The organism is Rhizobium sp. WW22, assembly GCF_047041135.1.
Taxonomy (GTDB): Bacteria; Pseudomonadota; Alphaproteobacteria; order Rhizobiales; family Rhizobiaceae; genus Rhizobium.
Genome location: NZ_CP178198.1, coordinates 515944 through 528154, shown reverse-complemented (window position 1 = coordinate 528154; position 12211 = coordinate 515944). Strand labels below are relative to the sequence as shown.

Below are 12211 nucleotides of genomic sequence, written 5' to 3'. Positions count from 1 at the left end.
CAGGAATCTGACCGTGTCGCCCATCCTCTATGTGATACGCCACGGTCAGACCGACTGGAATGCCGAGCGCCGGTTGCAAGGGCAGAAGGATATCGATCTGAACGCCATCGGCCGCGAACAGGCGCGGCAGAACGGCGTCGATCTTGCGGAAATCCTCGCCTTCGAAAACATCCCCTTCGATTTCGTCGCAAGCCCGTTGCGGCGTACCCGCGAAACCATGGAAATCGTTCGGCAGGCGATGGGGCTGCCGCCCAAGGACTACGGCACTGACGACAGGTTGGTCGAAGTGTCCTTCGGGGCCTGGGAAGGCTTTACTCTCAAGGAATTGAAGGCGACCGAGCCTGACCGCCTTGCCGAGCGCAAGGCCAACAAATGGGATTTTATCCCGCCCGGCGATGATGCCGAAAGCTACGAAATTCTCTCCTGGCGCGTTGGCGCCTGGCTGACGTCCGTCGACCGCCCGACGGTCTGCGTCACGCATGGCGGCGTTATACGCACGCTGTTTCGCCTGATCGGGGATGTCGAAAAGGAAGAGGCGGCCGAAATCCCCATCCATCAGGACCAGATCCTGAAAGTCGATCCGGAAATGAAGATTATTGGCTGGATGTAACGCGGTTTGGGATTAGGCCGGGGACCGTTATTTCGGAGAACGCCTAAAATCGATCGATCGAAAACTCTGGATTTCACCCGCACCGGGTGAGTGCCTGGCCAAGCCGGGATTTATTGGACGATATCAAGATCGTTGACGACGCGCTTGCCGTCGACTTCCGTATAGAAGACCACGACCTTCACACCGGCCTGCAGGCCGCTGAAATCGAAATCCTCCGGCACCTGATAGCTCTTGCCGTCATCCAGCGTGATATTGAAGTTCTTCGCATCGACCTTCTTGATGACGGCCTCGACATCCGCGCTCTCAGCAAAACCAGCGACAGGAGCAAGCAGGCTTGCCGTGGCCAAAAGCGTCGCTACAAAGAAGCGCATCGTCGTCACCCTTCAGGTAAATTGATTATGATTTCTTATGCGGCCTAGAAAACACGTCGAATATGGCGGAAGTTGCCCCCAATAATGACTTCGCCCGCCCAATTGGTGAATGCATCGTCACAATCCACAATTCGGATTAATCTTTGTTTACCATGCCGATGCTTGAGGAAGAAAATGGCTGAGCGCCGTTTCCGAGGCAACTGAAAGAAAGATTTTGTCTTGTCAGAATTTTGGCCTATGAGTGGGCCGCAATTGCAAGTGACAAGACGCGGCCTGCCGTCAGGCTGCGCTAATCCGGTCGTTTTACATGTCGCATAACACATTCGGTCACCTCTTCCGCGTCACCACCTGGGGCGAAAGCCACGGCCCGGCGCTCGGCTGCGTCGTCGACGGCTGCCCTCCGGGCCTCCGTTTCAAACTGCAGGACATTCAGACCTGGCTCGACAAGCGCAAGCCGGGGCAATCGCGCTTTGTGACGCAGCGACGCGAGGACGATCTCGTGAAGGTTCTGTCCGGCGTCATGCTCGATGAGGACGGCGAGACGATGATCTCGACCGGAACGCCGATCTCGATGCTGATCGAGAATACCGACCAGCGTTCGAAGGATTATGGCGAAATCGCCCGACGCTATCGTCCCGGCCATGCCGACTATACCTATGACGTCAAATACGGCATTCGCGATTATCGTGGCGGCGGGCGCTCCTCGGCCCGCGAGACAGCAGCGCGTGTTGCCGCCGGCGGCATCGCCCGTCTCGTCGTGCCCGGCGCGACCATCCGCGGCGCGCTGGTGCAGATCGGCAAGCATAAGATCAACCGTGCCAATTGGGACTGGGCTCAGGTCGACCAAAATCCTTTCTTCGCGCCTGATCCGGAAATCGTGCCGGTGTGGGAAGAATATCTCGACGGCATCCGCAAGGCAGGCTCCTCGATCGGCGCAGTCGTCGAAGTCGTGGCCGAAGGCGTGCCGGCCGGGCTTGGCGCTCCGATCTACGGCAAGCTCGATCAGGACATCGCCTCGCTGCTGATGTCAATCAACGCCGTCAAGGGCGTCGAAATCGGGGAAGGCTTCGCCTCCGCCGAACTCACAGGTGAGGAAAATGCCGATGCGATGCGGATGGGCAATGACGGCAAGCGCATTTTCCTGTCCAATCACGCCGGCGGCATCCTGGGCGGTATTTCCACAGGCGAGCCCATCGTCGCACGCTTTGCCATCAAGCCGACTTCGTCGATCCTGACGGAACGCCAGTCGATCGATGCCGATGGCAACAACGTCGATGTGCGCACCAAAGGCCGCCACGATCCATGCGTCGGCATTCGTGCGGTGCCGATCGGCGAAGCCATGGTTGCCTGCGCGGTTGCCGACCATTATCTGAGAGATCGCGGCCAGACAGGCCAGCAGAGATAGGAATTTCGAGATGCCGTATGACCAGAAGCGCGTTGTCGATGCCATCCGGGCTTTCGAAGCCGGCGAGATCGTCGTCGTCATGGACGATAACGACCGCGAAAACGAAGGCGACCTGATCGTTGCCGCCGTACACTGCACGCCCGACAAGATGGCCTTCATCGTTCGCCACACCTCTGGTATCGTCTGCACGCCGATGCCGCGCGAAGAAGCCAAGCGGCTCAACCTCAATGCCATGGTCGCAGAAAACGACTCAGCACATACGACGGCCTTCACCGTTTCCGTCGACTTCAAGCATGGGACCACGACCGGTATTTCCGCCGACGACCGCACGCTGACGGTGCGCAACCTCGCCAACCCGAATGTCGGTCCCACAGATTTCGTGCGCCCCGGCCATATTTTCCCGCTCGTTGCCCGCGAAGGTGGCGTGCTGATGCGTTCGGGCCATACAGAAGCTGCGGTCGATCTTTGCAAGCTTGCCGGCCTGCCGCCGATCGGCGTCATCTGCGAGCTCGTCAATGACGATGGCACCGTCACGCGCGGTCAGCAGGTGGTGAGCTTCGCCGAGCAGCATGGGCTGAAGCTTGTTTCGGTCGCCGATCTCATCGCCTATCGCCAGCGGAAGGAAACGCTGATCGAACTCGGCGCCAGCTTTGATGTCGAGACTCCGTTCGGCAAGGCGCGCGCCCATACCTATTCGCTGCCCTGGGATCCAATGCAGCACCTTGCCGTTGTCTTCGGCGACATCCGCGACGGTATCGACATTCCGGTCCGCCTGCATCCGGAGAACGTTGCCGAGGATATTTTCGGCAAGAACAGCCCGGTCGATTTCTACATGAAAAAGATCGCCGAAGAGGGCCGCGGCATCATCGTCTATCTGCGTGAGGGCTCTGTCGGCGTCGGCCATTTCGACAACGGCCGCAAATCGCGCCAGGCCGGCCGCGAGGCGCATGCCGAAGCGCAGACGCGGGATAGCGAATGGCTGGAAATCGGCCTCGGTGCTCAGATCCTGAAGGATCTCGGCGTCAGCTCGATCAAGCTGCTCACCAGCCGCGAGCGGCACTATGTCGGCCTGGAAGGTTTCGGGATCAAGATCGCCAAGACGGAGATCTGCTGAATTTTAACCGTCCCCCAAAGGGACGGCCGGACGCGAGGTTTGTAGTCATTGAAGTTCGCCTATCGTGATGATGGGATAGAATTGAGGATCGGCGGTTTACCGCCGGTCTGGGTGCATATGGGGATTTTGATCGTCGCCTGCCTGGTCACGTTCCCCCTCTGGATCGAGCTTCATACGAGAGGGTTTGTCACTGCAGCCATCGTCATTCCAGGAATTATCCTGTCGATATTGGCTCATGAAGTTGGACATGCTTGGACAGCCCGCTATCTCGGCTGCAAACCAACGCTGATACGCCTCCATGCTGGTGGCGGCGAGGCAATTTGGGAGAGCGGCGACATCACAAGGGTGGAAGCGCGTTTGATTACGATCGCGGGGCCGGTCACAAACCTGCTGATCGGAGTAGCGTTTTTCGTGGCTTACCATGTCAGCATGGCAGACGCCGCGGCATCCCTCCTGCCAAGCCCTGAAAGCCCTTGGACTGCGCCTCCTCCCATTGCCACCTCACCGTTTGCAAGGCTTTTCATTGGCTCGGCGTGCTAAATCTCGTCTGGTGCGCCGTCAATCTGCTGCCGGCGTTTCCGCTTGATGGCGGACATCTATTCCATGATCTGGTCGAGGCTCGCTACGGCTCTGATCGCGCCCTGTTCTGGACGGGCCTATTTGGAACGATTTTCGCAATCGTCGCCAAGATCATTTTCATTGCCGGCATCCTAACTGGTTTCGTGATCTGGTCGCCGCCCTATCTCAAGCCGAACTTGCAGGCACTGCGCGCGTCGCGACAACACCAACCGACTAGATAAGCGGCGCGCAATCTCGATCGATCAAGATTGGTCTTGAGGTGGCAGGGCCGAAAACTCGCGATCCAGCAGGCCCATCATGATGTCGTCGTGCCAGCTGCCGCTGACGTAAGCCGTCTCGCGCTCCCGACCCTCGATGATGAAGCCGCACTTTTCATAGGCTCGGATGGCACGCTTGTTATAGGCGAGCACGCGTATTCCGATGCGATGCAGCCCCATGTCGCCAAAGGCGTGCTTCAGCAGAAGAGTGATCGCTTCGGTGCCAAAATCTTTGCCGAGCAAGGCGGGATTGCTGATGCCGATGGCCATCGTCGCGCGCTTGTCCAGCGCGTTGACGTTGTCCAGTCTGATTTCTCCGGCAAAGACTCCGTTGATTTCGATGACCCAGGCATATGGGCGCTCGGCAAACAGCTGTACCCATCTAGCCGCGCCCTCTCTGGTCACAGGCTTGATGTCTTCCTTGTTGATACCGTACATTTCCGAAATCTCGGCATTCGTGCCCAAGGAGAAACGCACATCGGCATCTCCGTCACATGGCGGACGGAGCCTGACATTGCGGCCTTTTAGAATCAGTGACGACAATGAACTCTCCTCCTCGGATGCTCTTCTGCCTATTGGATTTAGTTAGCCATGTCCTCTCAAGGAGGAGGTGACAAAGCTCATGATCGATCCGGCCATGAGAGGCTGAACACGCGAAGCCAATTGTCATACGCGAATTTTCGCAAGGTCAGCTCGTCGAAACCACTTTTGCGCATGGCGTCAAGGAGACGCGGCAAGCCGCTTGCGTCCTTGATCTCGCGGGGCATGACGGCACCATCGAAATCCGATCCCAAAGCGACCCCCGCGGGTCCAACGCGAGCGATGAGGTAATCGATCTGGCGAATAACGGCCTCGAGCGGGGTGTCCTCGTCAAGATTAGCATCCGCGCGGATATCGTTGACGGCAAGATTCAGCCCGACGACGCCGCCTGTATCGCGGATGGCATCCAATTGCCGGTCGGTGAGGTTTCGGGTCGACGGACATATGGCATGGGCGCAGGCGTGGGTGGCGACGAGCGGAGCGGTACTCAATGCGGCCACGTCCCAAAATCCGCGCTCGTTCAGATGGGAAACATCGATCATGATCCCCAATTCATTGCATCTTCTGACCAGGCTCTTTCCCAAATCGGTGAGGCCGGGTCCAGTATCTGGCGATCTCGGATAGGCGAACGGAACGCCGTAACCAAAGATATTCGGGCGGCTCCACACGATGCCCAGAGATCGAAGGCCGGCACTGTGCATGCTATCCAAATAGCCGAGATCGGGGCCGATGGCGTCGGCGCCTTCCATATGAAGCACGACGGCAAAGACGCCGGCATGTCGTGCCGCCTCGATCTCGCTAACGCTCGTTGCCAGACGGATTTTATCGCCCGAACGTCCAATCAGCTTCTTTATGGCCGAAAGCTGTCCGTCGATTTGCCGGCGGGCATGGTCCGGATGCAAAGCTTCAGCATAGCGAACTTCGTAGCCATCATGGGTGATCGTCAGGTCATCCACCGGCTCTTGGTCCGGCGCGGCGTACATCGCAAACAATCCGCCAGCCAAGCCACCTTCGAGCGCCCGCGGAAGATCGAGATGCCCTGTCTCGGACCGAACCAGAAAATCACGGCCGTCGGGTCTATAGTCCAGCATGAACTGGACCGCATCATTATGCCCATCGAAAATCCGAACATTATCCATGCGATCGCTGTCCCCAAAAATCAGCGGCCGTTCCCCGGATGCCGCTCACCACCGATCTCTCGAAAAGCAAGGGTCATCCCCGCCAGCCTTCGAGAAACACGACCTTCTCGACGCCGGTGAAACGGGCAATACGCTCCAGCTCGGCCTCCAGCTTCTCCAGCCGGCCGGCCGATGCCTTGACGCCCGGTTCAAGCCACAGGCGCTTGACGTCAAGCGTTCCCGCCTTGCGGTCGGCCTTCATATCGATCCGTCCGATCAGACGGTCTCCCTCGAGGAGCGGAAAAACGTAATAGCCATATTCACGCTTCGGTTCCGGCACGAAAATCTCGATGCGGTAGAAGAAGCCGAACAGGCGTTCGGTGCGATTGCGATCGCGCAGCGTGGGATCGAAGGGGCTAAGCACACGGATACGCGCCGGCGCTTCGGCGTGACTATCGAGCGTGTCATGAAAGTCGAGGAAAGCAAGCGAAGGGCGAGGCTTGCCGCCAGCGGCAGGCTCGACCAACACTTCGGTCAGCTCGTCGCGATGCGTCTCGACCCAAGTCTTAGCCTCCTGCGGCGTCACCAGATCCCAGAAGGCGGCAATCTCGCCTGAGGTCGCAAAGCCGAGACGCTGCAGCGCGCTGCGGCAGGCCCAATCGACAAATTCGTCATGCTCCACTTCCGGCTCATGGAAATGGGCCGGCAGCACACGCTCCACGAGGTCATAGACCTTCTGGAAATTGGTGCGGCCGGCGATCGCGAACTTGCCGGTGCGCCAGAAATATTCGAGCGCCGTCTTGTTGGGGTGCCAATTCCACCAGCCACCGGAGACATGATCTTCCGCCTTGACCTCGCGGGCGGTGATCGCGCCGTTCTTCAGCACGCGTTCGTAGGTTTCCTCGAAAGCCGCCTCGAACCCCTCGCCGCGCCATTTCCGCCAGCGTTCGATGATCGCCGCTTCCTCGCGGCGAAAACGGTGCTTCCAATAGACGAAAAATGCGCTCGGTAGAATGGAGGCGTCGTGCGTCCAGTTCTCAAAGAGCGCGCCGTCCTTTTCCAGAAGTTCCGTCAGGTGCTCGCGCCGATAGGTCTGGTTGCGCGAAAACAGGATCTGGTGATGGGCACGCTCGACGGTGCCTATGCTATCCACCTGCACGAAGCCGATGTCATGGATGAGCTGCAGCAGGCCGGCCTTGGTCAAGGCGCGGTTCGGCGGATTGGCAAGCCCCTGTTTAGCAAGGAACACGCGGCGGGCGTCACGATTCGAGAGCAGATTCGTCATACGCGGATCATAGGCATAAATTCCCATGCTTTCAAAGAGGCCCTGATTTGATAAATCGAGGCGATGCGCTATAGCTCCGCGATAGAGCAACTCCAGGAAAAGTGCGTAGCGGTTTTCCGTCCGGGATTGCGAGACAATAAAAGGCTGGAGCGGCTCTGAGGTTCCGTGAAACGCTGAACCGCTCCAGCTTACCGAACAAGGAAGCCGCTTGGACATCCGCTTCGAAAATGCCGGCGTCGATTACGGCAAGCGCACTGCGCTGTTCCCGCTGAGCCTGACGCTTCAAGAGCGTCGTATTGGCGTCATCGGCCTCAACGGCTCCGGAAAGACAACCTTTGCGCGGCTGATCAACGGGCTTGTCAAGCCGACGACCGGGCGCGTTGTGGTCGATGGACTTGATACCATCGCCGATGCCGCCAAAGTGCTCGGCAAGGTCGGCTATATCTTCCAGTCGCCGCAGAACCAGATCATCCTGCCCATCGTGCGCGACGACATCGCCTTTGGGCTCAAGGCACGCGGATATAACAAGGCCCAGATCGAAACCGCGGTCGAGGGCATTCTTGACCGTTTTGGCGTTAGCCATCTCGGCGCGCGGCGGGCACATGAGCTTTCCGGCGGTGAGTTGCAGATGGCCGCGCTCTGCTCGGTACTGGTCACCGGCCCGGATATCCTCATTCTGGACGAACCGACAAACCAGCTCGATCTGAAGAATCGGGCGCTCGTTCAGAAGACCATGGCAACGCTTCCAGAGAATGTCATCGTCATCAGCCACGACCTGCCGCTACTTGAGGATTTCGACCGTGTGCTGCTGTTCGACCAGGGCCGGCTTGTTGCCGACGCGCCCGCAATGGAGGCCATCGCCCGCCACAAGGAGATGGCAGGCTGATGCAGACGCTGCATGTGGATGCGGATACATGGATGCATCGGTTCTCGCCGCGCGTGAAGCTGCTTGCGCTGACCGCATTTGGCGTATTGCTGTTTCTGACGCAGTCCATCGTGCTGCTCGCCTGCGCAAACCTTGTCGGCGCCGCCCTTTATCTTCGCTGCGGCCTGCCAGTTGCAGAGGCGCTCAAGCGGCTGCGACCTATCCTCGTCTCGATTGCCGTCCTGGCCATATTCGCGGCAATCGTCGGCCCGCTGCACGCAGCCATCGTTACGGCGCTGCGATTGACCGCGCTGGCGCTATTTGCCGCCACGGTGACGGCGACGACATCGATGGCTGCTTTCATTGATGAGATCACCGCCCTTGCCACGCCGCTCGAAAGGCTCGGCCTGCTCAAGGCTGCCGATATCGGCCTTGCGATCGGCCTCGTCATCCGTTTTGTGCCTGAAATTCTCGATCGCTACCGCGCGATCCGCGAAGCGCATCAGGCCCGCGGGATCAAGATTCGCCTCGCAACCACGCTCGCGCCGCTGATCATCCTGACACTGCGCGATGCGGACAATATTGCTGCTGCGATTGACGCGCGCGGCATTCGGCGTCAATGAACATGGGACTTTGTTGGAAGGAACCGCCATGAACACCCGCGATCTCGTGCTTTCAGCGCTGTTTGCCGCCATCATCGTGGCGCTCGGCCTCTTGCCGCCCATCCCGATCGGCATCATTCCGGTTCCGATCACGGCGCAATCTCTCGGCGTCATGCTTGCCGGCGTGGTGCTAGGCGCAAGGCGTGGCGCGATCGCGGTATTGCTCGTGGTCGTTCTTGTCAGCATCGGCCTACCGGTGCTGTCGGGCGGACGCGGCGGTCTTGCAGTGTTTGCGGGCCCGACGGCCGGCTTCTTCGTCGGCTGGATATTCGCAGCCTTCGTCACCGGCTATCTCTCCGAGAGATTGGTGAAGCCGGAGCAGAGCGGCCTCGTTCAAGGCGTCGGCTTCTTCATCGCTGCCGTCATTGGCGGTGTCGTGGTGCTCTATGCATTGGGCATTGCCTGGCTCGCCATCAATATCGGCTTCGGCAAGGCGTTTATCGGGTCTCTGGGCTTCGTGCCGGGCGATATCGTCAAGGCCGTGGTCGCGGCCCTGGTCGGCCGCGCCGTCATGGTCGGCTATCCGCTTCTGCCGCAGCGCAGCTAAAACTCGGCTCAAGCCAGATATTTATAGAGCCAGTCGCGCGTGTCTTCCGGCAGCGGCACGGGATCATGCTCGTCGCCGCGCACCGCAAGCCAGAGGATTTCCACTTCTGCCGCCAGTTCGTTGCCGGTTTCGACCGCCACGACGAAACCGACCGATTTGCCGCCGATCTTGTTGACACTGATCGAGTAGCGGGCAAGTTCATCATAGTGCAAGGCACGGTGCAACGAACAGGATACTTTCTTGGCGATGTAGACGGGTTCATCGTCCACAAGCGGTCGCGTGCGCCAGAAGTTCGAGAGTGCGGTCTCTGCCTGTGAGATATAGGATGCGATAAACATCTGGCCGTGCCGGTCGACATCGCGCGGCGGCACCCTTACCTCGATGACATCGGATCGTTCTACTCTTGCCATGACGCAATAACCCTGGCCGACGCCATACTGACCTTAATGAAAGCTTAACACCACGCTTCGATAAGTAAACGGGCGCCATTCCAAAGTGGTTAAGATGGATTGTTGACATTGTAGTGACATGGTCCATGTCCTGTAATAGGCGTCACACCTCATTTATAGATTGGCCCCATGAGCACACGTCTTTACGAACATCCGATCTTCCTTGAACACATCGTTCCGGCAGGTCACCCCGAACGGCCGGATCGGCTGCGATCGCTGAACATCGCGCTGGAGCATCCAAATTTCGAGCGGCTGGATCGGCAAAAAGCGCCTGCCGCGCATGAGGATGCAGTCCTGCTTGCCCACCCTGAGGAGCATCTGGAGTTCGTGCTGCGCTCGATGCCGGACAGGGGCGACGACGGCGAGATCAACCAGCTGGAAGCCGATACATATGCGAGCCCGAAGACGTTGCAGGCGATCATGCATGGCGTCGGCGGCGCCATGGCGGCGGTCGACGACGTCTTCTCCGGTGCGGCCGACAATGTCTTCGTCGCGGCCCGCCCGCCCGGCCACCATGCCGAGAAGACCAAGGCCATGGGCTTCTGTTTCTTCAACAATGCCGCGATTGCCGCCCGCCATGCGCAAAAGGCCCACGGCGCCGAGCGCGTCGCCATCGTCGATTGGGACGTGCACCACGGCAACGGCACGCAGGACATCTTCTGGGACGATCCCTCGGTGCTTTTCTGTTCCACCCACCAGATGCCGCTCTATCCGGGCACGGGCAAGAAGGAGGAGCGTGGCACGCACAACACAATCGTCAATGCGCCGCTGTCGCCCAATACCGGCGGCGATCATTTCCGCGAGGCCTTCAAGTCGCGCGTTTTGCCGGCGCTCACTGACTTCAGCCCCGACCTCATCATCATCTCGGCCGGGTTTGACGCCCACCACCGCGATCCCCTGGCGCAATTGAACCTGACGGGCGAGGATTTCGACTGGGCGACGGGACGGCTGCTCGAGATCGCTGACCGCAGCGCCAAGAACCGGGTCGTCAGCCTGCTCGAAGGCGGCTATGATCTGGAAGGTCTCGCCGAGTCGGCGGGGATGCATATTCTACGCATGATGAGAGGTTGACGATGAGCGAGAACGCCAAGGCAGATGTTTCGGGCTATTCCTTCGAGAAGGCCGTGGCGGAGCTTGAAAGCATCGTTGCACGGCTTGAGCGCGGCGACGTGGCGCTCGATGAATCCATTTCGATCTACGAGCGGGGCGAAGCGCTGAAGAAGCATTGCGAGGCACTCCTTTCGGCCGCGGAAAACCGCATCGAGAAGATCAGGCTCGACCGCGCCGGCAAGCCGCAGGGCACGGAAGCGCTGGATGGCGCTTGAGACGAAGCCAGAAAATTTGAGTTTGGGTGACATTGCCGGTAGGTTGGCCCGGTAGGTTGCGTTCCGACCGAAAGGAGAGCGGTTATGTCCTTCTTCCCAGGCAACGATCCGCAGGCCGGTGATGCCTTCGCCTGCGACGCGATAGAAAATCTGATTATACCGCGCACCAGCGACCTCGGCGGCTTCTCCGTGCGGCGCGCACTTCCGAGCAGCCGGCGGCGACTGGTGGGGCCGTTCATTTTCTTCGATCGCATGGGGCCTGCCATTTTACGGCCGGGTCAGGCGCTCGACGTGCGCCCGCATCCGCATATCGGCCTTTCCACCGTCACCTATCTGTTCGACGGCGAAATCCGCCATATGGATAGCCTCGGCACCGCCAAGGTGATCCGCCCCGGCGACATCAACCTGATGACGGCCGGGCGCGGCATCGTGCATTCCGAGCGCACGCCGGAGAACCTGCGCGACCATCCGTTTTCCATGTCCGGCTTGCAGACGTGGCTGGCGCTGCCCGACGACAAGGAGGAGATCGATCCCTCCTTCGCCCATACGGAAAAGGATGACTTACCAACGATCGCCGACGGCGGCGTGAGCGGCCGCGTTGTCATCGGCGATTTCGAAGGCCTGAAATCGCCGGTGAAATCATTCACCGATACGCTCTATGTCGATCTTCAGCTCCAGCCGAACACGACGTTTCCTTTTGGGGCGGCGCATGAGGAGCGTGCCGTCTACATTCTCTCCGGTTCGCTTGTCGTCGCCGGCGACCGTTTCGAACAGGATCAGCTCCTCGTCTTCCGGCCGGGTGATGCGATAACGCTCGAGGCCGGCGAAAAAGGCTGTCATCTCATGCTTTTTGGCGGTGCAGCGCTGAATTCGAAGCGCTATATCTGGTGGAATTTCGTCTCGTCCTCAAAGGAGCGTATCGAAAAGGCCAAGGAAGAATGGCGCACTGGCCGCTTCGATATCGTGCCGGGCGACGAGGAAGAGTTCATTCCCCTGCCGGAGGGCTAACGGGTTCATAACATTCCCACATGTTTCTTGTTCGGGAGTACCTTGAATTCGGCGCCTTTTGTCGCAATCTGTTTTG

16 protein-coding genes are annotated in these 12211 nt (G+C 59.5%); 11 read left to right on the top strand and 5 right to left on the bottom strand.

Annotated features, from left to right (window positions below; all coding sequences use genetic code 11):
- Nucleotides 1-13: 13 nt before the first annotated feature.
- Nucleotides 14-610: a histidine phosphatase family protein gene (locus tag ACK83U_RS02645; RefSeq protein WP_112605955.1), complete on the top strand. Its 597-nt coding sequence runs from the start codon at nt 14-16 to the stop codon at nt 608-610.
- 110 nt (nt 611-720) lie between these two features.
- On the opposite strand, the gene ACK83U_RS02640 is transcribed toward ACK83U_RS02645, so the two are convergent.
- A complete protein-coding gene (locus tag ACK83U_RS02640; RefSeq protein WP_015339036.1) occupies nt 721-981 on the bottom strand; it encodes a DUF1344 domain-containing protein in 261 nt (86 codons plus the stop codon).
- A gap of 307 nt (nt 982-1288) precedes the next feature.
- Between ACK83U_RS02640 and aroC the strand changes: the two genes are divergently transcribed.
- From aroC to ACK83U_RS02620, 4 genes are read left to right on the top strand one after another with little or no spacing between them, the layout of a single operon-like run.
- Nucleotides 1289-2386, top strand: a complete 1098-nt coding sequence (gene aroC, locus ACK83U_RS02635) for a chorismate synthase (RefSeq protein ID WP_112605958.1) — start codon at nt 1289-1291, stop codon at nt 2384-2386.
- Nucleotides 2387-2396: 10 nt separating this feature from the next.
- Entirely contained in the window at nt 2397-3500 is a 1104-nt protein-coding gene (gene ribB, locus ACK83U_RS02630; RefSeq protein WP_112605961.1) for a 3,4-dihydroxy-2-butanone-4-phosphate synthase, read from the top strand.
- Between the two features lie 48 nt (nt 3501-3548).
- The gene (locus tag ACK83U_RS02625; protein WP_412474781.1) at nt 3549-4040 is read left to right on the top strand and encodes a metalloprotease; all 492 of its coding nucleotides are present in this window, start codon (nt 3549-3551) and stop codon (nt 4038-4040) included.
- Nucleotides 4034-4300, top strand: a complete 267-nt coding sequence (locus tag ACK83U_RS02620) for a site-2 protease family protein (RefSeq protein WP_412474780.1) — start codon at nt 4034-4036, stop codon at nt 4298-4300. The genes ACK83U_RS02625 and ACK83U_RS02620 overlap by 7 nt, the downstream gene beginning before the upstream one ends.
- 21 nt (nt 4301-4321) lie before the next feature.
- On the opposite strand, the gene ACK83U_RS02615 is transcribed toward ACK83U_RS02620, so the two are convergent.
- The 3 genes from ACK83U_RS02615 to ACK83U_RS02605 form a co-directional block, all read right to left on the bottom strand.
- A complete protein-coding gene (locus ACK83U_RS02615) occupies nt 4322-4870 on the bottom strand; it encodes a GNAT family N-acetyltransferase (protein ID WP_412474828.1) in 549 nt (182 codons plus the stop codon).
- Nucleotides 4871-4956: 86 nt separating this feature from the next.
- Entirely contained in the window at nt 4957-6015 is a 1059-nt protein-coding gene (locus ACK83U_RS02610) for a dipeptidase (RefSeq protein WP_112605970.1), read from the bottom strand.
- A gap of 73 nt (nt 6016-6088) precedes the next feature.
- A complete protein-coding gene (locus ACK83U_RS02605; protein WP_112606092.1) occupies nt 6089-7279 on the bottom strand; it encodes a winged helix-turn-helix domain-containing protein in 1191 nt (396 codons plus the stop codon).
- A 208-nt stretch (nt 7280-7487) separates the two neighbouring features.
- Between ACK83U_RS02605 and ACK83U_RS02600 the strand changes: the two genes are divergently transcribed.
- The 3 genes from ACK83U_RS02600 to ACK83U_RS02590 are packed head-to-tail and all read left to right on the top strand — an operon-like array spanning nt 7488 to nt 9353.
- Nucleotides 7488-8165, top strand: a complete 678-nt coding sequence (locus ACK83U_RS02600) for an ABC transporter ATP-binding protein (protein ID WP_112605973.1) — start codon at nt 7488-7490, stop codon at nt 8163-8165.
- Nucleotides 8165-8767: an energy-coupling factor transporter transmembrane component T family protein gene (locus tag ACK83U_RS02595; protein WP_112605976.1), complete on the top strand. Its 603-nt coding sequence runs from the start codon at nt 8165-8167 to the stop codon at nt 8765-8767. The genes ACK83U_RS02600 and ACK83U_RS02595 overlap by 1 nt, the downstream gene beginning before the upstream one ends.
- A 28-nt stretch (nt 8768-8795) precedes the next feature.
- Nucleotides 8796-9353 carry a biotin transporter BioY gene (locus tag ACK83U_RS02590; protein ID WP_112397993.1) on the top strand — a complete coding sequence of 186 codons (558 nt, stop codon included), beginning with the start codon at nt 8796-8798 and terminating at the stop codon, nt 9351-9353.
- An 8-nt stretch (nt 9354-9361) separates the two neighbouring features.
- Here ACK83U_RS02590 and ACK83U_RS02585 read toward each other — a convergent pair whose 3' ends face one another.
- On the bottom strand, nt 9362-9763 hold the full coding sequence (locus ACK83U_RS02585; protein ID WP_112397994.1) for an acyl-CoA thioesterase: 402 nt from the start codon (nt 9761-9763) through the stop codon (nt 9362-9364).
- 168 nt (nt 9764-9931) lie between these two features.
- Between ACK83U_RS02585 and ACK83U_RS02580 the strand changes: the two genes are divergently transcribed.
- The 3 genes from ACK83U_RS02580 (at nt 9932) to ACK83U_RS02570 (ending at nt 12135) form a co-directional block, all read left to right on the top strand.
- Complete coding sequence (locus tag ACK83U_RS02580) at nt 9932-10873, top strand: histone deacetylase family protein (RefSeq protein WP_112605979.1); 942 nt, start codon at nt 9932-9934, stop codon at nt 10871-10873.
- A gap of 2 nt (nt 10874-10875) precedes the next feature.
- Nucleotides 10876-11127, top strand: coding sequence for an exodeoxyribonuclease VII small subunit (locus ACK83U_RS02575; protein WP_015339025.1), 252 nt, complete (start codon nt 10876-10878; stop codon nt 11125-11127).
- Between the two features lie 84 nt (nt 11128-11211).
- Complete coding sequence (locus ACK83U_RS02570; RefSeq protein WP_112605982.1) at nt 11212-12135, top strand: pirin family protein; 924 nt, start codon at nt 11212-11214, stop codon at nt 12133-12135.
- The last annotated feature ends 76 nt before the right edge of the window (nt 12136-12211 follow it).